The organism is Lysobacter koreensis (assembly GCF_042677045.1).
GTDB classification, from domain to species: domain Bacteria; phylum Pseudomonadota; class Gammaproteobacteria; order Xanthomonadales; family Xanthomonadaceae; genus Lysobacter_K; species Lysobacter_K koreensis.
Genome location: NZ_JBHTIH010000002.1, coordinates 131,896 through 152,722, shown reverse-complemented (window position 1 = coordinate 152,722; position 20,827 = coordinate 131,896). Strand labels below are relative to the sequence as shown.

At 68.8% G+C, this 20,827-nt stretch carries 18 protein-coding genes and 2 tRNA genes; 10 read left to right on the top strand and 10 right to left on the bottom strand.

Annotation, left to right across the window (positions count from 1 at the left end; genetic code table 11):
* The 9 genes from ccoO to ACFQZQ_RS00895 are packed head-to-tail and all read left to right on the top strand — an operon-like array spanning position 1 to position 7,524.
* On the top strand, positions 1-615 hold the full coding sequence (ccoO, locus tag ACFQZQ_RS00935; protein ID WP_386810812.1) for a cytochrome-c oxidase, cbb3-type subunit II: 615 nt from the start codon (positions 1-3) through the stop codon (positions 613-615).
* Between the two features lie 3 nt (positions 616-618).
* On the top strand, positions 619-792 hold the full coding sequence (locus ACFQZQ_RS00930; protein WP_386810811.1) for a cbb3-type cytochrome oxidase subunit 3: 174 nt from the start codon (positions 619-621) through the stop codon (positions 790-792).
* Positions 789-1,745 (top strand): cytochrome-c oxidase, cbb3-type subunit III, encoded by a 957-nt coding sequence (gene ccoP, locus ACFQZQ_RS00925; protein ID WP_386810810.1) that lies wholly within the window; start codon positions 789-791, stop codon positions 1,743-1,745. Before ACFQZQ_RS00930 ends, ccoP begins: the two co-directional genes overlap by 4 nt.
* Positions 1,742-2,038 (top strand): hypothetical protein, encoded by a 297-nt coding sequence (locus ACFQZQ_RS00920; RefSeq protein WP_386810809.1) that lies wholly within the window; start codon positions 1,742-1,744, stop codon positions 2,036-2,038. Before ccoP ends, ACFQZQ_RS00920 begins: the two co-directional genes overlap by 4 nt.
* Positions 2,039-2,046: 8 nt before the next feature.
* Positions 2,047-3,606 carry a 4Fe-4S dicluster domain-containing protein gene (locus ACFQZQ_RS00915; protein ID WP_386810808.1) on the top strand — a complete coding sequence of 520 codons (1,560 nt, stop codon included), beginning with the start codon at positions 2,047-2,049 and terminating at the stop codon, positions 3,604-3,606.
* Positions 3,606-4,136, top strand: a complete 531-nt coding sequence (locus tag ACFQZQ_RS00910) for a FixH family protein (protein WP_386810807.1) — start codon at positions 3,606-3,608, stop codon at positions 4,134-4,136. Before ACFQZQ_RS00915 ends, ACFQZQ_RS00910 begins: the two co-directional genes overlap by 1 nt.
* 10 nt (positions 4,137-4,146) lie before the next feature.
* Positions 4,147-6,594, top strand: coding sequence for a heavy metal translocating P-type ATPase (locus tag ACFQZQ_RS00905; protein ID WP_386810806.1), 2,448 nt, complete (start codon positions 4,147-4,149; stop codon positions 6,592-6,594).
* Positions 6,591-6,806: a cbb3-type cytochrome oxidase assembly protein CcoS gene (gene ccoS, locus ACFQZQ_RS00900; protein WP_386810805.1), complete on the top strand. Its 216-nt coding sequence runs from the start codon at positions 6,591-6,593 to the stop codon at positions 6,804-6,806. The genes ACFQZQ_RS00905 and ccoS overlap by 4 nt, the downstream gene beginning before the upstream one ends.
* Positions 6,796-7,524 (top strand): sulfite exporter TauE/SafE family protein, encoded by a 729-nt coding sequence (locus ACFQZQ_RS00895; protein ID WP_386810804.1) that lies wholly within the window; start codon positions 6,796-6,798, stop codon positions 7,522-7,524. The genes ccoS and ACFQZQ_RS00895 overlap by 11 nt, the downstream gene beginning before the upstream one ends.
* A 9-nt stretch (positions 7,525-7,533) precedes the next feature.
* Here the strand turns inward: ACFQZQ_RS00895 and fnr are convergent, their stop codons facing one another.
* The 10 genes from fnr to ACFQZQ_RS00845 all read right to left on the bottom strand — a co-directional run bounded on the left by fnr (position 7,534) and on the right by ACFQZQ_RS00845 (position 17,879).
* On the bottom strand, positions 7,534-8,442 hold the full coding sequence (gene fnr, locus ACFQZQ_RS00890) for a fumarate/nitrate reduction transcriptional regulator Fnr (protein ID WP_386810803.1): 909 nt from the start codon (positions 8,440-8,442) through the stop codon (positions 7,534-7,536).
* A gap of 231 nt (positions 8,443-8,673) precedes the next feature.
* Positions 8,674-8,750, bottom strand: a tRNA-Arg gene (locus ACFQZQ_RS00885).
* A 130-nt stretch (positions 8,751-8,880) separates the two neighbouring features.
* Positions 8,881-8,973, bottom strand: a tRNA-Ser gene (locus ACFQZQ_RS00880).
* A 67-nt stretch (positions 8,974-9,040) separates the two neighbouring features.
* The gene (gene csrA, locus ACFQZQ_RS00875) at positions 9,041-9,241 is read right to left on the bottom strand and encodes a carbon storage regulator CsrA (protein ID WP_386810802.1); all 201 of its coding nucleotides are present in this window, start codon (positions 9,239-9,241) and stop codon (positions 9,041-9,043) included.
* 142 nt (positions 9,242-9,383) lie between these two features.
* Positions 9,384-12,032 (bottom strand): alanine--tRNA ligase, encoded by a 2,649-nt coding sequence (gene alaS / locus ACFQZQ_RS00870; RefSeq protein WP_386810801.1) that lies wholly within the window; start codon positions 12,030-12,032, stop codon positions 9,384-9,386.
* A gap of 173 nt (positions 12,033-12,205) precedes the next feature.
* Positions 12,206-12,754 carry a recombination regulator RecX gene (gene recX / locus ACFQZQ_RS00865; protein WP_386810800.1) on the bottom strand — a complete coding sequence of 183 codons (549 nt, stop codon included), beginning with the start codon at positions 12,752-12,754 and terminating at the stop codon, positions 12,206-12,208.
* A 20-nt stretch (positions 12,755-12,774) separates the two neighbouring features.
* Entirely contained in the window at positions 12,775-13,806 is a 1,032-nt protein-coding gene (gene recA / locus ACFQZQ_RS00860; protein ID WP_386810799.1) for a recombinase RecA, read from the bottom strand.
* Between the two features lie 209 nt (positions 13,807-14,015).
* A complete protein-coding gene (gene lexA, locus ACFQZQ_RS00855; RefSeq protein WP_386810798.1) occupies positions 14,016-14,657 on the bottom strand; it encodes a transcriptional repressor LexA in 642 nt (213 codons plus the stop codon).
* Between the two features lie 51 nt (positions 14,658-14,708).
* The gene (locus tag ACFQZQ_RS00850; protein WP_386810797.1) at positions 14,709-15,209 is read right to left on the bottom strand and encodes a CinA family protein; all 501 of its coding nucleotides are present in this window, start codon (positions 15,207-15,209) and stop codon (positions 14,709-14,711) included.
* A gap of 93 nt (positions 15,210-15,302) precedes the next feature.
* Complete coding sequence (locus ACFQZQ_RS00845) at positions 15,303-17,879, bottom strand: TonB-dependent receptor (protein WP_386810796.1); 2,577 nt, start codon at positions 17,877-17,879, stop codon at positions 15,303-15,305.
* 309 nt (positions 17,880-18,188) lie between these two features.
* On the opposite strand from ACFQZQ_RS00845, the gene mutS reads away from it, so the two are divergent.
* Entirely contained in the window at positions 18,189-20,756 is a 2,568-nt protein-coding gene (gene mutS, locus ACFQZQ_RS00840) for a DNA mismatch repair protein MutS (protein ID WP_386810795.1), read from the top strand.
* Positions 20,757-20,827 lie beyond the last annotated feature (71 nt).

The following is a 20,827-nucleotide window of genomic DNA, read 5'->3' as shown; positions in this document are numbered from 1 at the left end:
ATGAGCCTTGGACACGAAAAAATCGAGAAGAACATCGGCTTGCTGGCGGTGCTGGTCGCGGTCGCGGTCTCACTGGGCGGCCTGGCCGAGATCGTGCCGCTGATGTACCAGGCCGAGGCGATCGAGCCGCTGCCCGGGGTCAAGCCGTATCCGCCGCTGCAGCTGGCCGGGCGCGACGTCTACGTGCGCGAGGGTTGCTACAACTGCCATTCGCAGATGGTGCGCACGCTGCGCTTCGAGACCGAGCGCTACGGCCACTACTCGCTGGCCGGCGAGTCGGTCTACGACCGGCCGTTCCAGTGGGGCTCCAAGCGCACCGGTCCGGACCTGGCCCGGGTCGGCGGCCGCTATTCGGACGACTGGCACCGCGTGCACCTGGCCGATCCGCGCGCGGTGGTGCCCGAATCCAACATGCCGGCGTTCCCGTGGCTGCTGGAGACGCCGGTCGACGGTAGCCAGGTGGCCGACCGGATGAAGGCGCTGCAGCGGCTGGGCGACCCCTACACCGACGCGCAGATTGCCAAGGCGCCCGGCGAGGTCGCCGGCAAGAACGAACTCGATGCGGTCGTGGCCTATCTGCAGGGCCTCGGCAAGCACGCACCCAAGGGAGGCTGAGCGATGCTTTCGGGAATCGTCACACTGCTGCTGCTGCTGCTGTTCGTCGCCATCTGGGCCTGGGCCTGGCGGCCGCAGCACCAGCAGAATTTCGACCGCGCCGCGCGCCTCGCCCTCGACGAGGACGACGCCGGCCACCAGGGCGCCAGCGCCGGTAACGGGAAACCGCAGCCATGAGCGCCACCTGGTCGTGGTACGTCATCGCCCTGCTCGCGCTCAACATCCTCGGCATCGCCTGGCTGCTGTGGTGGACCGCCAGGCGTCGGCCGGGTGACCCGAAGCCGGAGGACACCAGCCATTACTGGGACGAGGACATCACCGAGTACAACAAGCCGATGCCGCGCTGGTGGATCAACGGCTTCTACCTGGCGATCGCGTTCGGCATCGGCTACCTGTTCTGGTACGGCGGCCTAGGCACGTACCAGGGCTACAGCCAGTGGAGTTCGGCGCGCGAGCACGAGCGCGACAAGGCCGCGCGCAACGCGACCCTGGCCGAGACGTTCCGCGCCTACGACGGCGCGCCGATCCCGCAACTGGCGGCCGATCCGGCGGCGCGGGCGCTGGGCCAATCGATTTTCGCCAACACCTGCGCGACCTGCCACGGCTCGTCGGCGCAGGGCGCGATCGGCTACCCGAACCTCGCCGACGACATCTGGCACTGGGGCGGCGAGCCCGAGCGCATCCTGCAGACGGTGATGGACGGGCGCGAAGGCGTCATGCCCGAGTGGGGCAAGGTGCTGACCGGCATTGGCGGCGACAACGCAGTCGACTACGTGATTGCCTACGTGCGCACGCTGGCGGCGCCGGGCAAGTCGCTGCAGAACGACTACCTCGCGTCGACCGGCAAGAAGCTCTACGACGGCGTCTGCGTGGCCTGCCACGGGGTCGACGGCAAGGGCAACACCGAGCTCGGCGCGCCCGACCTCACCGACGACTACTGGCTGCACGGCAGCAGCACCGCCAGCCTGCGCGAGACGATCGTCAACGGCCGCCACGGGGTGATGCCCGCGCACGCCGAACTGCTCGGCGAGACCCGCGCGCGGCTGGTGGCGGCGTACGTGTGGTCGTTGTCGAACCGGCCGGCACCGGCGGGATCCGCGTCCGCGGCCAACTCGGAACCGGCCAGATGAGCGTGCGCCCTGCCCCGTCGTTCGACCATCCGCCGCGGCCGATGGCGCAGCGGGTCGGCGCGGTGCTGTGGCCGAGCTTCTTCGCCGCCGGGGTGGCGACGATGGTGTTCTTCGCCTTCGTCGACCCGCTGGAACTGCGCGACATGACGTTCCCGCAGCTGCGGATCACGCGCAGCGCCGGCTACACCGTCGGCTTCTTCACGTTCTGGCTGGCGACCGCGTCGTCGAGCCTGTTCACCTGGCTGCTGCTGCGCCCGGCGAGCCGCTTCAACAAGTCGTTGCCGCCCGAGTAACCCGCGCTGTGAGCAAGACCATTCCCATCGATGTGCTGGAAGCGGGCGGCGACTCGCTCTACGTCAGCGAGCGCAAGGTCTACCCGCGCGACGTCGCCGGCCGCTTCGACCGGCTGCGCAAGCTCGCGGTGGTGTGGTTGCTGGGCATGTACTACGGCTTCCCGTGGCTGCAGTGGGACGGCCGCCAGGCGGTGCTGTTCGACCTGCCGGCGCGCAAGTTCCACGTGTTCGGGCTGACGTTCTGGCCGCAGGACTTCACCTTCCTGGCGATGCTGCTGATCATCCTGGCGCTGCTGCTGTTCTTCGTCACCGCGCTGGCCGGGCGACTGTGGTGCGGCTATGCCTGCCCGCAGACGGTGTGGACCGAGGTGTTCCTGTGGATCGAGCGCCGGGCCGAGGGCGACCGCCACAAGCGGATGAAACTCGATGCTGGCCGGTGGACCGGCGAGAAGGCGCTGCGCAAGGGATTCAAACACGTGCTGTGGCTCGTGTTCGCGCTGTGGACCGGCTTCACCTTCGTCGGTTTCTTCACCCCGATCACGAGCCTCGCCGTGCGCGTGTGGCCATTCGACTGGAACGGCACGGAAACGTTCTGGGTGCTGTTCTACGCGCTCGCGACCTGGGGCAACGCCGGCGTATTGCGCGAGCAGGTGTGCAAATACATGTGCCCGTACGCGCGCTTCCAGAGCGCGATGTTCGATCGCAACACGCTGATCATCGCGTACGACCCGCTGCGCGGCGAACCGCGTGGGCCGCGCAGGCGCGGCCTGGCCGACGTGGTCGCGCGCGGGCGCGGGGTGCTCGACAAGGTGCTCGCCTACGAACTGGTGTTCCGCGCCGGCGGCCATTCCTCGGCCGGCGACGCGATGGCGCAGGCGCGCGCCCAGGCCGGGCTGGAGAACGACGCCGCATTCCTGGCCCGGATCGAGGAACCCCTGCCGCGTCCCGCCGCGGACGCCGCAGGCGACTGCATCGACTGCACGATGTGCGTGCAGGTGTGCCCGACCGGCATCGATATCCGCAACGGCCTGCAGTACGACTGCATCGCGTGCGGCGCATGCATCGACGCCTGCGACGACGTGATGGACAAGATGGGCTACCCGCGCGGGCTGATCCGCTATTCGACCCAGAACGCGATCGACGGCGAGCCGACCCGCGTGCTGCGCCCGCGCGTGTTCGTCTACGCCGCGCTGCTGCTGGCGCTGGTGGCCGGCTGGAGCTGGGGCATCGCCGCGCGCAGCCCGCTGATCGCCGAGGTGCTGCGCGACCGCAACGCGTTGTACCGCGTCACCGACGACGGCATCGACAACGGCTACACCCTCAAGCTGGTCAACAAGACCGCGGCCGCGCAGCGTTACCGCATCAGCCTCGAATCCGGCACGCCCGGCATCGTCCTGCGCGGCGGGCCCCGCACGGTGCAGGCGCTGGCCGAGCAGGTCGTGTCGGTGCCGGTCGAGGCGACCGCGCCGGCGACGCTCAAGGGCCGGCACGCCGTGCGCTTCGTGATCGTGTCCGGCGACGGCCGCACCCGCGAGACGGTCGACAGCAGCTTCTTCGGACCGCAGTGATGCCCATCCAGCCCCCTTCCCCCGCAACGCCTCCGGGCCACGCCTCGCCCTGGCGCCAGCCGATCGTGTGGCTGGTCGTGGTGCTGGTCGCCGCGGCGGTGATCGGCGGCATCTTGATGGTGATCGTCGCCAACGACGGCAGCACCGACGCGGTCAGCGAGCCGGTGCAGCGCATGGCGCAGGTGCAGACCACCGACCTGGGTCCGGACGGCGTCGCGCGGAACGAGAAACTCAGCGCGATCGTGCGCGTCGATGCGGAACGGGGGTTGGTCGAGGTGCTGCCGGTCAGTGGCCCGTTCGATCGCGCCGTGCCGCTGCAACTGAGCCTCGCGCATCCGACGCATGCGAGTGCGGACCGGGTGCTGCGGCTGCAGCCCACCGAACTGGGCTGGCGCACCGAGGCCAGCGTCGACGGCAGCCACGACTGGAACGTCCAGCTCGGGCCGGCGGACGCGCGCTGGCGCCTGCGCGGTCGGCTGCCAAAAGGGCAGCAGGCGACGAACCTGCGCCCGGCGCTGCCGGACCGGTAGCGCAGCGACGATGAATAGCGCAGCGGCAACGACAATCGCGCTGGACCCGGGTGTGGCACACCCCGGCGATCTGCGGCTGGCCGATGCCGGCGGCTGCCATCACTGCGGCGAGGAGCTGCCGCCATCGCCGGCGCGGCTGCAGTTCGATGGCGCGATCCGCGCATTCTGCTGCGACGGCTGCGCGGCCGCCGCGCAGTGGATCCGCGAAGCCGACCTCGGCGACTACTACCGCCTGCGCAGCGAGCACGCGGGCCGCGTCGGCACCGAAGCGGTCGACCTGCGGGTGTGGGATCGCGACGAAGTGCTGGCCGAACATGCGCTCGTGATCGAGGGCGGCCGCGAGATCACCCTGCTCACGGACGGCATGCGCTGCGCCGCATGCGCGTGGCTGATCGACCGCGTGCTGGCGCGCGAGCCCGGCGTGCTCGAAGCCACCGCAAACGCGGTGACCGGCCGGATCCGGCTGGCGTGGGACCCGCGGCGCACGGCATTGTCGGCACCGTTGCAGCGGCTGGTGGCGCTGGGCTACCGGCCTTACCTGGCCAGCGGCGAGGCGCGCGAGCGCGAGCGCCGGCGCTCGCGCAACCGCGACCTGATCCGGATCGGCATCGCCGGGCTCGGCGCGATGCAGGCGATGATGCTGGCCGAGGCGCTGTACCTCGACTTCTCGTCGAGCATGTCGCTGCCGACGCGCGACTTCTTCCGCTGGATCACGTTCCTGGTGTCGACCCCCGTGGTGTTCTACGCCGGCTGGCCGTTCCTGGCCGGGGCCTGGCGCGAACTGAGGCACCGCCGGTTCGGCATGGACACCCTGATCGCCGGATCGACCTTGCTGGCCTACTTCGCCAGCGTGTGGGAAACCGTGCGCGGCGGCGCGCACGTCTGGTACGACGCGGCGGTGATGTTCGTGTTCCTGCTGCTGGCGGCGCGCATGCTCGAGCAGCGCGCGCGCGCCATCGCCAGCGCGCAGGTCGATGCGCTCGCGCGGGCACGGCCCGCGTTCGCGACGCGCGAGACGGCCGACGGCCAGCGCGAATCGGTGCCGCTGGCAGCGCTGGCGATCGCCGACATCGCCTGCGTCGCGGTCGGCGAGGTGGTGCCGGCCGATGGCGAACTGCTCGCGCCGGCGCGGTTCGAGGAAGCCTTGCTGACCGGCGAATCGTCGCCGGTCGACAAGGCAAGCGGCGACCGCGTCTATGCCGGGACCGTCTGCCGCGAACAGCCGGCGCGGCTGCGCGTCACCGGCACCGGCAGCACGACCCGGCTGTCGCAGCTCGCGCGCCTGGTCGACCAGGCCCAGGCGCAGCGGCCGGCGCTGGCGCTGGCGGCGGACCGCATCGCGCACCGGTTCGTCGCCGGCCTGCTGCTCGCCACGTTGGCGGTGTATGCCGGCTGGCGCGTGCACGACCCGGCGCGCGCGTTCGAGGTCACCCTCGCCCTGCTCGTCATCAGCTGCCCGTGCGCGTTGTCGCTGGCGGTGCCGGCCGCGCTCGCCGCGGCGCATGGCGCACTCGCACGGCTCGGGGTGCTCGCGGTGCGCGACCACGCGCTCGACCGGCTCGCGCAGGCGACCGACATCGTGTTCGACAAGACCGGCACGCTCAGCGACGGGCGGCCGGTGCTGGCCGCGGTCGAGGCATTCGCCGGCTTAGACCAAGCGCGGGCGCTGCGCATCGCGGCCGCGCTCGAACGCGACAGCGGCCACCCGATCGCGGCCGCGTTCGCGCAGGTCGACGGCGCCCCGAACGCCGACGACGTGCGCGCCGTGCCGGGCCAGGGCATCGAAGGCGTGGTCGAAGGGCGGCACTGGCGCCTGGGTCAGGCGGGTTTTGCGGCCGGCGGCGCCGATGACGGCCAGCTCTGGCTCGGCGACGGCGAGCGCGCCATGGCCCGCTTCGCGCTCAAGGAAAGCGAGCGCGTCGACGCCCGTGCCGCGATCGATGCGCTGCGCGCACTCGGACTGGCGGTGCACCTGTCCAGCGGCGATGCGGCCGGGCCGGTGCAGCGCTTCGCGCGCCAGGTCGGGATCGGCGAGGCGCACGCGCGCCAGAGTCCCGAGGACAAGCTCGCCTTCGTGCGCACGCTGCAGCAGCGCGGCCGCGTGGTCGCGATGGTCGGCGACGGCCTCAACGACGCGCCGGTGCTCGGCGGCGCCGATGTCTCGCTGGCGCTCGGCGACGGCGCCGCGCTGGCCCAGCGCGCCGCCGACCTGGTGCTCACCGGGCACTCGTTGTCGCGCGTGCCGCAAGCCATCGCGATTGCACGGCGCACCCGCCGGGTGGTGCGCCAGAATCTCGGCTGGGCGCTGGGCTACAACCTGCTCGCGCTGCCGCTGGCCGCGGCCGGCATGGTCACGCCGTGGCTCGCCGCACTCGGTATGGCGATCTCGTCGCTGGCGGTGACCGCGAACGCGCTGCGCCTGACCCGCACCACCGGCACCGGGGAGTCCGCGCGATGAACATCCTGCTGCTGATGATCCCGCTCAGCCTGCTGCTGCTTGCCGCGGCGATCTGGGCGTTCGTGTGGGCGGTGCGGCGCGGCCAGTTCGAGGACCTCGACACGCCGGCGATCGACATCCTGCGCGAGGACGCGCACGACCGGCAGGCGCCGGCCGGCACATCCGCTCCGGGGCCCGTCGACCGACCGGGAGGCGGCGCCGATGCCGATTGACTGGCTCACGCTGGGGGCAGCCCTGCTGACCGGGCTCATGGGCGGGGTGCATTGCGCGGCGATGTGCGGCGGCATCGCGACCGGATTTTCGGCGATGGGCCCGCGCGCGGGCTGGAAGTACGCGGTCGAGCCGAACCTGGGCCGCGTGCTGGGCTACGTGCTGGCCGGCGCGATTGCCGGCGGCGTCGGCCACGGCATCGTCGGATTCGCGCAAAGCCCGTGGATAGCGCTCGGCGCGCGGATGCTGGTCGGCGTCGTGCTGGTGGTCGCGGCACTGCGGCTCCTCGACCGCCACGGCCGCCTGGCCTTCCTGCAGGCGCCGGGCAAGGGCCGGCTCTGGCAGGGGTTGCGGCCCTTGCAGCGCCGCCTGTTGCCGGCCAACAGCAGCGGCAAGCGCATCGCGTTGGGCATGCTGTGGGGCTGGATGCCGTGCGGACTCAGCACCACGTTGCTTGCCGCCGCCTGGCTGCAGGCCGATGCCCGCAACGGCGCGCTGACGATGGCGGCGTTCGGCCTGGGCACGTTGCCGCTGATGCTGCCGTTGACCTGGTCGGGCGCGAGGATCGGCCAACGCCTGCAGCGCAGTGGCTGGCGTGCGGCCGCCGGCGCGCTGGTGCTGTCGGCCGGCGTGCTGACCCTGGGGGCGCCTTGGCTGATTCGGACACCTGCTCTGCACGCCCTGCTGACCGCGATGGGCTGCAGCACGCTGCCGGCCTGAGCCGGCTCACTAACCAGCCTGGGGCTTGGCTTCGCGCGCGCGGGTCGCGCCGGCCTCGGCACCGTGCGCGAGCCGGTCCAACTCGGCGGTATCGAGGATTTCGACCCGGCGACCGAACACGCTGATCACGCCGTCGTCCTGCAGCCGGGTGAAACCGCGGCTGACGGTCTCGAGCGCCAACCCCAGGAAGCTGGCGATGTCCTCGCGGCTCATCGGCAGCTTGAAGTCGGTGCCAGACTGGCCGATATGGGTGAGGCGTTCGCCCAGTCCATGCAGGAACAGCGCGATTCGCTCGTTGGCCTGGCGCCGCACCAGCATTGCCAAGTGGTCGTGATCACGACTGACGCTCTGACCGATGACCCGCATCAGCTGCTGCTGCAGGCTCGGCAACTGCGACGCCACGCTGGCCAGATCCGTGTACGGTACCTCGCAGACGTTCGCCGCGGTCAGCGCAACCGCCTCGCAGCGATGGGCCCCCGAGCCGAGGGCGTCGAGACCGACCAGTTCACCCGGCAAATGGAAGCCGATCACCTGTTCGTCGCCGGCCTCGTTGATGCTGATCGTCTTGAACGCGCCGTCGCGGGCGACATACACCGCCGACAACGCATCGCCGAAGCGGAACAAGCGCTCGCCTTTCTCCATCGGCCGGCGCCGCCGCACGATTTCATCGAGGCGGACCAACTCGTGGGCAGAGATGCCCGCGGGCAGGCACAGCTGCTGCAGCGAGCACTGCGCGCAGCCGCGGCGCAGACGAACGATATCGATGACGTGGTCGGCCATTCGACTATCGTGCCACGAGCTGGCGGATGGAGCCGTAACGAACTTGCCGACAACCGATCCGTGCATACCGCATCGGCCGGAGGCCGCCTGGAAACGAGCTCCACAGAACAGCCGCACGAGGAGCTTCAGCGTATCCACAGGCCGCGATGAGGCCAACTGCGTCGCGTGAAAATGACCAGGGCCGTGAAGGAGGGGCGTCCACCATCCACAGCTCGCATCCGCAGCTTGCGGAACACCTTTCGCGTGCCGAAAAACAAAAAAGCCACCCGAAGGTGGCTTTTCGTGTCCGTCCCACGATCAGATCGTAGGGGGTATTTAAGTGGCACATCAGCAACTTGACACCCCAAGTTGCTGATTTTTCTTCGCAGATGGTGCGCCCGGAAGGATTCGAACCTCCGACCCCCAAGTTCGTAGCCTGGTGCTCTATCCAGCTGAGCTACGGGCGCGCAGTCGGAGAATTATGACGACACGGTCGTAGTCCGTCAATATTCCGCGACAATTTTTTGCGTCGATCCGATCAGAAAGAACTCCGTCGAAACCGACAAAAAACCGCTTGAAACCGCGGTTCTTTGCAACTGGCGGAGAGTGAGGGATTCGAACCCTCGATAGAGCTTTTGACCCTATACTCCCTTAGCAGGGGAGCCCCTTCAGCCTCTCGGGCAACTCTCCGCGACACACACGTGTTGCGGGCGGGAAGCATAACGGCTCACTTCACGCGCGGCAAACAATTCTTTCGTCAGCCGTCGCTGTTCTTGCCGGTGTCGGCCTGCTCTTCGCCGCGCTGGATGCGCTGGTAGATTTCTTCGCGGTGAACCGCGACATCTTTGGGTGCGGTGATACCGATACGCACCTGGTTGCCCTTGACGCCGAGCACGGTGACGGTCACCGAGTCGCCGATCATCAGGGTTTCGCCGACGCGACGCGTCAGGATCAGCATGAAAACCTCCTCATGCCAGCAATCCTATTGCCGGCTCTAGCGCCGTCCACCAAGGGACGGACGCTTCCAATTTCGAAACAAACGTTTGCTATGTTAACGAGCGGACATGAATGGCCGCAAGGGTTAGTCGCCAACGGCTGGATCAGGACAGTTTCCGTTCAACCCAATCCGCCACCCCGGCCAAGGCCTGCAGCAGTGCCGGGCCGTCATCGCCACCGCCCTGCGCCATGTCCGGCCGCCCGCCGCCCTTGCCATTGATCTGACCGGCCACGTGGGACAACAGTTCCCCCGCCTTGACCTTGCCGGCGGCCGCGCCGCTCACGCCGGCCACCAATGCCGCCTTGCCCTCACTGGCACCTGCCAGGACGATTACGGCGTCTCCAAGCTGCTGCTTGAGGCGGTCGATGGCATCACGCAAAGCCTTGGCGTCGAACCCTTCGAGCCGCGTCGCGATCACCCGGATGTCCCCAATTTGGATCGCGGAAGCGGCGAGGTCGGAAGTCGCGCCCGAAGCGGCCTTGGCCTTGAGCGACTCGAGCTCGCGCTCCAGTTTCTTCTGGCGATCGAGCAGCACGCGGATCTTGTCCGCCACGTCGGCGGCATTGCCACCGAGCAGCTGCGCAGCCTCCTCAAGCCGGCGCTCCTCGGCGGCGACGTACTCGAGCGCGCCCTGCCCGGTCACCGCCTCGATCCGGCGCACGCCGGCGGAGACGCCGCCCTCGGACACAATCTTGAACAGGCCGATGTCGCCGGTACGCGATACGTGGGTGCCGCCGCACAGCTCGGTCGAGCCGGCGCCCATGCGCAGCACGCGCACCTGGTCGCCGTACTTCTCGCCGAACAGCGCCAGCGCGCCGAAATCCAGCGCCTCCTGCATGCCCATGTTGTGGACTTCGGCCGCATGGTTGCCACGCACTTCGGCGTTGACGCGACGCTCGATCTCCGCCAGTTCGGCGGCGGTCAGCGGCTGGAAATGCGCGAAGTCGAAGCGCAGCCGATCGGGTGCGACCAGCGAGCCCTTCTGGGTCACGTGCTCGCCGACCACGCTGCGCAACGCCGCATGCAGCAGGTGCGTGGCGGAGTGGTTAAGCACGGTTGCGGCGCGTCGCTGCGCGTCGACCGCTGCGAGCACCCGGTCGCCGCGCTTGAGCGTGCCCGCGCCCAGCGTGCCGAGGTGACCATGAAACTGGCCCGCGAACTTGACCGTATCGCGGACGACGAAGCGCGTACCGGACTCGTCGAGTTCGCCGGCATCGCCGACCTGGCCACCGCTTTCGGCATAGAAAGGGGTGCGATCGAGGATCACCACCGCTTCGTCGCCGGCGCTGATCGCGTCGACCGGGCGGCCGTCGCGCAGCAATGCCACGACCTCCAAGCCACCTTCGGTGAGCTTGTCGTAACCCAGGAACCCGGTCGGCGCGAGTTGCGCGGCTAGTTCGGCCGGCATCGTGCTGGTGTTGCCGAACTTGCCGGCGGCGCGCGCGGTGTCGCGTTGCTGGGTCATGGCTGCGTCGAAGCCAGCCATGTCGACCGACAGGCCGCGCTCGCGCGCAATGTCTGCGGTCAGGTCGACCGGAAAACCGTAGGTGTCATACAGGCGGAACGCGTCGCCACCAGGAATGGTGCCGCTGGAGCGCGCGGCGACCTCGTCGAAGATGCGCATACCCGAATCGAGCGTCTCGGCGAACCGCTCCTCCTCGGCCTGCAGGGCGCGCTCGACGAACTGCTGCTTGGCGGCCAGCTCGGGGTAGGCCTCGCCCATCGTTTCCACCAACGTGGCGACCATGCGATGGAAGAACGGCTGCTTCTGCCCCAGCATCCAGCCGTGGCGCAACGCGCGGCGAATGATCCGACGCAGCACGTAGCCGCGGCCTTCGTTCGCGGGTAGCACGCCGTCGACGATCAGGAACGAACAGGCGCGGATGTGGTCGGCAATCACCCGCAGCGACTTGTTGTTCAGATCGGTCGTGCCGGTGTACTGCGCGGCCGCGGCGATCAGGCGCGAGAAGATGTCGATCTCGTAATTGCTGTGCGCGTGCTGCAGCACCGCGGCCAGCCGCTCCAGGCCCATGCCGGTGTCGACGCACGGCGCCGGCAGCGGCGCCAGGCTGCCGTCGGGCTGGCGGTCGAACTGCATGAATACCAGGTTCCAGATCTCGATGTAGCGGTCGCCGTCCTCGTCGGGCGAGCCCGGCGGGCCGCCGAAGTGCTGCTCGCCGTGGTCGTAGAAGATCTCGGTGCACGGGCCGCACGGGCCGGTGTCGGCCATCTGCCAGAAGTTGTCGGAGGCAAACGGCGCGCCCTTGTTGTCGCCGATGCGGACGATGCGCTCGGCCGGGATGCCGATCTTCCGGTGCCAAAGATCGTAGGCCTCGTCATCGGTGTGGTAGACGGTGACCAACAGGCGCTCGGCCGGCAGACCCCAGACGCCGGTGAGCAATTCCCAGGCCCAGGCGATCGCGTCGTCCTTGAAGTAGTCGCCGAACGACCAGTTGCCGAGCATCTCGAAGAAAGTGTGGTGGCGCGCGGTGTAGCCGACCTGATCGAGGTCGTTGTGCTTGCCGCCGGCGCGCAGGCAACGCTGGACGTCGGCAGCGCGCACGTAGCCGGGCTTCTCGCTGCCCAGGAACACGTTCTTGAACTGCACCATGCCCGAGTTGGTGAACAGCAGCGTCGGGTCGTTGGCGGGCACCAGCGGCGCCGAGGGCACGATGGTGTGGCCCTTGCCGCGGAAGAACTCGAGGAAGTCGCGGCGAATTTGGGCGGTGCTGATCTTGGATGGAGTGTTCATGCCAGGCGCAAGGGTCGGAATCGGAGAGGCCGGCGGCCACGGCCGCGGGACGATGCTCCCAAGATGGGGGCGCCGATTCGAGCGTGCAACCAAATGCCGGCAAGCCCGTTAGGTTAGCAGGCCGGCCCAGTGCACGCCTCGGCGGACGACGGCAAGCCTTTGGACCCGGTTGATCAGGCGTCCGGGTCGAAACGGGTCGCGCTGCCGATGCTGGCGAACTCGAAACCGCGGCGTATCAGGAAATCGGCGGCCTTGCGCCGCGCCGCCGGATCCCGGGCGAGCGCTTCGCCGTAACGTCGCTGCACCAGGTCGCGAGCGTTCTCGGCCCAATCGCCGTCGAACGTCGCCAGCGCGCTGGCGATGGCCTCATGGTCGAGGCCATGGGTCGCCAATTCGGCTCGGATCCGCAGCGGTCCGTATCCACTGCTGACGCGGCTGCGCAGCAAGCTTTGGGCGAAGCGGGTGTCGTCCTGCCAACCGGCGTCGGCCAGCTTGGCCACCGCCGCCTCGGCGTCCTGGCTGGCGATCCCGCGGGTCGCCAGCTTGCGGGTGAGCTCCTTGCGCGAATGCTCGCGCCGGGTCAGCAGACCCAGCGCGCGTTGTAGCGGGGTCAGTTCTCGAGATGCGCGGCGGCCGCGCCCGGGGTGGGCGGATTCGCCGCCGTCGGGCGCGGCGGACCGATCGCTTTCCGATCGGTCTTCCGGGGGCAGCCTGTCTGCCATCTACTCCTCCCGTTCGCGACTCAGACCTCGGCGTCCTCGACCTCGTCGGGCTTGATGTCGGTGGGGACGAACTTCTCGCGCAGCGCCGCTTCCAGCCGCTGGGCGACCGCGGGGTTGTCCTTGAGGTACTGGCGGGCGTTCTCCTTGCCCTGGCCGATGCGCTCGTCGCCGCAGCTGTACCAGGCGCCGGCCTTGTCGACCAGCTTGGCCTCCACGCCCATCTCGATCAGCTCGCCCTCGCGCGAAATGCCTTCGCCGTAGAGGATCTCGGTGATGACCTGCTTGAACGGCGGCGCCAGCTTGTTCTTGACCACCTTGATGCGGGTCTGGTTGCCGATGATCTCCTCGCCCTTCTTGATCGCGCCGATGCGGCGGATGTCGAGGCGGATCGAGGCGTAGAACTTGAGCGCGTTGCCGCCGGTGGTCACCTCGGGGCTCTGGCCGGGCATCATCTGACCGATCTTCATGCGCAGCTGGTTGATGAACACCACCAGCGTGCCCGAACGCTTGATGTTGCCGGTCAGCTTGCGCAGCGCCTGGCTCATCAGGCGGGCCTGCAGGCCTGGCAGCTGGTCGCCCATCTCGCCCTCGATTTCGGCGCGCGGGGTCAGCGCGGCGACCGAGTCGATCACCACGATGTCGACTGCGGCCGAACGCACCAGCATGTCGGCGATCTCCAACGCCTGCTCGCCGGTGTCGGGCTGCGACAGCAGCAGGTCGTCGACGTTGACGCCGAGCTTGGCCGCGTAGATCGGATCGAGCGCGTGCTCGGCATCGATGAAGGCCGCGGTGCCGCCCTTCTTCTGGCACTCGGCGATCGCCTGCAGGGTGAGGGTGGTCTTGCCGGACGACTCCGGCCCGTAGATCTCGACCACGCGGCCCTTGGGCAGGCCGCCGATGCCCAAGGCGATGTCGAGCATCAGCGAACCGGTGCCGATGACCTCGGCCGCTTCCACGGCGCGGTCGCCCATGCGCATTACCGAGCCCTTGCCGAACTGCTTCTCGATCTGGCTCAGGGCTGCCGAGAGGGCGCGCTTCTTGTTCTCATCCATCGTGGAGTTTCCTTGGGTCGTGTGCGTTGATGGGCAATGTAGGGAAGGTGGATCGCAAGGACTGAGACAACTCGTCCGAAAGGGAAATTAGCGCCGCTGTCGGCTGGACTGCATCGGGGGCAGGGCTTGGTTCGGGGTGGGAAAATGCCGCGTCGCCGGCCGGGGAATGGCTGCGCGCGGATCGACAACCTCGCGCATCGCCCCGCCCCTCACCGGTTCGGCCTCACCAGGCCGCAATACAGCCCCTCGATCGCGAAGTCCTGGTCGGGCAGCACCTCGATCGGGGCGTAATCCGGGTTGCGCGGCAGCAGGCGGATGCGGTCCTTGGCGATCTTCAGCAGCTTGACGGTGATCTCTTCGTCGATGCGCGCGACCACAATCTGGCCCGAACGCGCCTCCGACGTGCGGTGTACGCCGATCAGGTCGCCGTCGAAGATGCCTTCGTCGCGCATCGAGTCGCCCTTGACCTTGAGCAAGTAGTCCGGCGCCGGCGCGAAGAAGTTCTTGTCCAGCAACACGTAATCGTCCGCGTCCAGCCCGATGCCATCGGAGCCGGCTCCGATCGGCCGGCCTGCGGCAACGCTGCCGAGCACCGGCAGGCGCAAGGCGTCGTCATTGGCGACCTCGGCAACGACCTCGCGGGGCTGGCACAGGCGGATGCCGCGCGCCTGGCCGGGGATGCGCCGGATGGCACCGGCCTGCTCCAGGGCTTCCAGGTGGTACTGAGCGGCGCGCACCCCGCTGAAGCCAAACGCGGCGGCGATCTCGGTCTGCGAGGGCGGGATGCCCTCGGATTCGATCCGGTCGGCGATCATGTCGAGGATGGCGCGCTGGGTGTCTGTCAGGCTCATGTTAGTAGTAATACTACTAACGACTACGAGAACGCAAGCTCCGCGTAGAGGTCAGGCGATCAACGCACCCAGCCCGCGCAGCGCGGCGGCGACCGTCTGCCGTCGCACCGCATCGCGGTCGCCCTCGAAATGGAACACCTCGGCCGCGGGGTAGCCGCCGCGGCGCTTCCAAGCGACCCAGACCGTGCCCACCGGTTTGTCTGCGGTACCGCCACCGGGGCCGGCGATGCCGGTCACCGCCACGGCCAGGCTGGCGCCGGAATGCACCAGCGCGCCGGACACCATCTCCAGCACCGCGTCGCGGCTGACCGCGCCGTGGTGTTCGAGGGTCTCCGGGCGCACGCCGAGCAGCGCCTGCTTGGCCTCGTAGCTGTAGGCGACCAGCCCGCATTCGAACCAGGCCGAGGAGCCGGCGATGTCGGTCAGGGTCTTGGCGATCCAGCCGCCGGTGCAGCTTTCGGCGGTGACCAGCGTGTGGTGATGGCTGAGCGCGGCCTGGCCGAGTGCTTCGGCGAGGCGCCGCAGCGCGGCGTCTGTGGGGTCGCTGGACATGCGGGCACTATAGCCGCTGCGCGACGCCGTCCCGGAACGACAACGGCCCGCACCTTTCGGCACGGGCCGTTGCGTATCGCAGCGCGGTGGAGGCTAGTACATCACGCGCAAGGTCACGCCGTAGGTCGCCGGCGCGCCAAGGAACGCGTTGTAGGAGTTGAACGGGTTGCCCGGAGCCGGCGAGACGTTCTGCAGCGGTGCATCGAAGCCGACCTGCGCGTACTCCTCGTCGAAGATGTTCTGCCCCCACAGCTCGACCATCCAGCGCCGGTTCTGCGCGCCGAAGCCGATCCGAGCGTTGACCACGGTGTACGCGTCCTGATGCTTTTCCGGATCCAGGTCGGAACCATTGTTGTAGTCCGACATGTACTTCGCGCCAATGTTGAAACGCGCCATCAGGTCGTTGGCGAAGCGCCAGTCGTAGGTCACCGAGGCCGAGCCCGACCAGTACGGCGCGAAGCTGATCTGGCTGCCCGGCAACTTGTACAAGTTGCCGGCCGGCGCGATGAAATCCGCGCCCGGGCGTTCGTCGCCGTAACGGGTGTCGGCGTAGGTCAGGCCGCCCTGCAGCATCAGGCCGCGGGTCGCTGCCCACAACACCTCGGTGTCGATGCCCTGCGACACCACTTCCGGGATCGAGCGCACCACGAAGCTGGTGCCCAGGAAGCTGTTGAGCTGGAAGCCGTCGTAGGTCTGGTGGAACAGCGTGGCGTTGAGCAACAGGTTGCCGTCGGCCCAGGTGGTCTTGGTGCCGAGCTCGAAGCTGTCGACGAACTCGCCCGGGAACGAGGTGTCGGCGGTGGTCGGCGTGATCGGCAACGGATTGGCGCCGACCGCGGCCTGGGTGCGATCCAGGTTGAAACCGCCGGCCTTGTAGCCGCGCGCGGCCGAGCCGTAGGTCATCACGTGCTCGTTCCAGCGGTACGCCGCCTTGAACGTGCCGGACCATTCCTTCTCCTCGCGCTCCTGGCGGGTGACGCGACCGTTGTGCAGCGGGTTGGTCCACGGCAGGCACGAGAACGAGATGATCTGCCCGATCGCCGCGCGCCCCGCCGGGGTGGCCAGCGCCGCGGCCGGGAAGCCGCGCGCCACCAGCGCACCGGCAATGCGCGCCTGTCCGCCCGGCCCGAGCATCGCCGAGCACCCCGGACTGCCATTGGGGTTGGAGTAGGACGCATCGAGTTGCTTGTCCTCGCGGGTGTAGCGCAGGCCCAGGGTCAGGTCGAGCGCGTCGGTCGCATGCCAGGTGTTGTTGGTGAACAACGCGGCGCTTTTGGCGTTTTGCTGGTAGCGGTCGTCGGCACCAAAACCCGCGAACACGGTGCCGAACGGGCGACCACTGGCTTCCGACAGGAATCGCGCCGCGGTCGGCGAGGCCCCCAGTGCCGGGCTGATCAGGTTCAGCAGCGCGATCGACAGATACGGCTCGTAGGCGCCGCCGACCCGATAGGTCTCGTTGCGCTTGAGGTCCTCGTCGGAGAAGAACGCACCGACCATCCAGTCGAAACTGTCGGTCGCGCCGGTCAGGCGGAACTCCTGGGTGAAGGTGTCGAAGGCGGTGAGGGACTCGTCCTCGTCGGCGTTGCGAAACAGGATGTCGGCGCTGCTGAAGTCGAAGTCCAGGCCATTGATCGACTGCCACTCGCGTTGCGCCGTGATCGAGGTCAGGGTGGCGCCGTTGAACCATGGCGTGATCCAGTTGACCTCGGCGGAGATGCCCTTGTCCTTGATGTCCTGCTCGGTGCTGCGGTTGCTGTAAGCCACGCGCGCGAACGGGTCGGCCACCAGCGCCACGCCTTCATCGGGCGACAGTCCGTTGACGATATCGCCGGTGCGGCCGCGCACGGTGGTCACGCCGACGCAGCAGTTCTCTTCGCGGCTGGTGAAGTCGGCGATCAGGTTGATGTCGAGGTTGTCGGTCGGTTCGAACAGCAACTGGCCGCGCAGCGAGTGGAAGTTCTGGTCCCCGTCCTCTTTTTCTTGGCGCGGGCCGGCGCCGGTGCGCACGTCGGTGAAGCCGTCGCGCTTGCGCTTGGCTGCGTAGACGCGGAACGCGGAGTTCTCGCCAATCGCGGTATTCAACGAGCCGGCCACGCCAACCGCGTTGTAGTTGCCGACGGTGAGCTCGCCCTCGACCGTGGTGTCGTAGCCCGGCCTGCGGGTGATGACGTTGATGACGCCGGCCGAGGTGTTTTTGCCGAACACGGTGCCCTGCGGGCCCTTGAGCACCTCGATGCGCTCGATCTCGCCCAGGTCGCCGAAGCCGACGCCGTTGCGCGGCCGGTAGACGCCATCGATGACCACGCCGACCGACGACTCCAGACCGGCGTTGTCGCCGACGGTGCCGATGCCGCGGATGCGCGCGGTGGTCTGCGCCTCGCTCTGGGTGCTGGTCACCGTAAGGCCGGGCACCAACACCTGCAGGTCCTTGACGTCGCGCACGCCGGTGTCGAGCAGCAACTGCTCCGGCAACGCGGTAATCGAGATCGGCACGTCCTGCAGCAGTTCCTCGCGCTTTTGCGCGGTCACGACCAGCGCGTCCAGCGTGGTGGCCTCTTCTTCCCCTGCGGTGGCCGCAGGCTGCTGCGCGTGGGCCGACATCGAAAACCCTGCTAGCGCGCTCAACAGCGCCAGCACCAACACACTACGTTCCGGCTTGCGTGAAATCATCGCGACCCCTCCCCTCAAATGATTGGAATGCCTCAATCAGCCCCTTCAGTCCCGTGCGCAGAGCCCTCTTGCGCCGGTCCGTCTTTGTGCGACCACCCTCACAAAGTGAGCTGGTGCCGCGAAACTAGCACGCGTTAGCAAAACGCTAATGTCGCATTGCAGCAATCCGGGCCGAGCGAGCCGGCTGGCATACTGTGGATCGACCGGTCACCCCGCATTGCCGGCCTTTCCGCGCCACCAGCAGCCCACTCCGTGCCCGACGCCAGCCCCAGTTCCAGCGCCCGCCCCGCGGATGCCCACACGCCCCTGATGAAGCAGTTCTTCGCCGCCAAGGCGGAGCATCCCGACGTGCTGCTGTTCTTCCGGATGGGCGACTTCTACGAACTGTTCTTCGATGACGCGCGCAAAGCGGCGCGCTTGCTCGACATCACCCTGACTCAGCGCGGCAATTCGGCCGGGCAACCGATCCCGATGGCCGGGGTGCCGCACCATGCGGCCGAGGGCTACCTGGCGCGGCTGGTGGCGCTGGGCGAATCGGTCGCGATCTGCGAGCAGATCGGCGACCCGGCGCTCGCGAAAGGCCTGGTCGAACGCAAGGTCGTGCGGATCGTCACTCCCGGCACGGTGACCGATGAGGCCCTGCTCAGCGAGCGCCGCGACACGCTGCTGCTGGCGGTGTCGCGCGGCGGCATGTCTGGCAAAGGCCGGGGCTACGGCATCGCGTGGGCGGACCTGGCCGGCGGCCGCTTCCTGGTCAACGAAGTCGCCAGCGATGACGCGCTGGAAGCCGAACTGGCGCGGCTGGAACCGGCCGAAACCCTGTGCGCCGACGAGGACGGCTGGCCAGCGTTCGTGTCGGCTCGGCGCGGTATGCGCCGGCGTGCGCCATGGCTGTTCGATGCCGACAGTGGGCGCCGCCAGTTGCTGCGGTTCTTCGGCCTGCACGACCTGTCCGGCTTCGGCCTGGAAGACAAGCCTCTCGCAATCGCCGCGGCTGCCGCGCTGCTGGGCTATGTCGAGGAAACCCAGAAGCAGCGCCTGCCGCACCTGACGTCGATCGCGATCGAATCGGGCGACGGCGCGATCGCGATGAACGCCGCCACGCGACGGCATCTGGAACTCGACTCGCGCGTCGACGGCGACAGCAAGACCACCCTGCTGGGCGTGCTCGACAGCACGATCACGCCGATGGGCGGCCGGCTGCTGCGGCGCTGGCTGCACCGGCCGCTGCGCGACCGCGTGACGCTGCGCCTGCGCCACCAGGCCGTGGCCACGTTGCTCGAATCGCGCTCGGGCGACGACGTGCGCGAACGCTTCCGCGCGCTCGGCGACCTCGAACGCATCCTCTCGCGCATCGCCCTGCGCAGTGCGCGCCCGCGCGACCTGTCGACCCTGCGCGACGGCCTCGGCCTGTTGCCGGACGTGCGTGCCCTGCTGGCGCCACTGGACTCGCCGCGGCTGGCAGAACTCGCCAACGAACTGGGCGAACACGACGCGCACGCGCACTTGCTGGCCGCGGCGATCGTGCCGCAACCACCGGTGCTGGCGCGCGATGGCGGCGTGTTCGCCGGAGGCTACGACGCCGAACTCGACGAGCTGCGCACGCTGTCGACCCACGCCGACCAGTTCCTGATCGACCTCGAAATCCGCGAGCGCGCGGCCAGCGGCATCCCCACGCTCAAGGTCGGCTACAACCGCGTGCACGGCTACTACCTCGAGGTCAGCAAGGGCCAGGCCGGCAAGGCGCCGACCCACTACACGCGACGGCAGACGCTGAGCAACGCCGAGCGCTACATCACCGAGGAGCTCAAGCAGTTCGAGGACAAGGTGCTGTCGGCGCGCGAACGTTCGCTGTCGCGCGAGCGGCTGCTGTACGAACAACTGCTCGATGCCCTCAACGAGCGTTTGGAGCCGCTCAAGCGCTGCGCTACGGCGATGGCGGAGCTCGACGTGCTGGCGGGCTTCGCCGAACGCGCGCAGGCGCTGGACTGGTCGGCGCCGGAACTGCGCGACGAGCCCGGCCTGGCGATCGAACGCGGCCGCCACCCGGTGGTCGAGGCGGTGCGCAGCGAGCCGTTCGAACCCAACGACCTGGTGCTCGGCGACGACCCCGCGCATGGCCACCGCCGCATGCTGGTCATTACCGGCCCGAACATGGGCGGCAAGAGCACCTACATGCGCCAGAACGCGCTGATCGTGCTGCTCGCGCACATCGGCAGCTTCGTGCCGGCAGCGCGCGCGGCGATCGGCCCGATCGACCGCATCCTGACCCGCATCGGCGCCGGCGACGACCTCGCGCGCGGCCAATCGACCTTCATGGTCGAGATGAGCGAAACCAGCTACATCCTCCACCACGCCACCGCGCAATCGCTGGTGCTGATGGACGAGATCGGCCGCGGCACCTCGACCTACGACGGCCTCGCGCTGGCCGAAGCCTGTGCCCGGCACCTCGCCCACCACAATCGCGCCTACACGTTGTTCGCGACCCACTATTTCGAATTGACCACGCTCGCCGAACCTGGAAGCGGCATCGCCAACGTGCACCTCGACGCGGTCGAGCACGGCGACCAGCTGGTCTTCATGCACGCGGTCAAGGACGGCCCGGCCGACCGCAGCTTCGGCCTGCAGGTCGCCGCGCTGGCCGGCCTGCCCAAGTCGGTGATCAAGCAGGCGCGCGGTCGGCTGGCGGAACTCGAGCAGCACAGTCGCGATGCACCGACGCCGTCGTTCGCGACCGTCGCGTTGGACGCGCCGCAACAGATTGGCCTGTTCGCGCCGACCTCGGCCGCGCTCGACGCGTTGGCCTCGATCGACCCGGACGAGCTGACCCCGAAGCAGGCGCTGGAGGCGTTGTACCGCCTCAAGTCGCTCGGCTGAATGACGTCCTTCGGCGTCAGCGCCGAGGAGCCGGGGGCGAACTGCCGCCATCACGATCACCGAACCCGGCG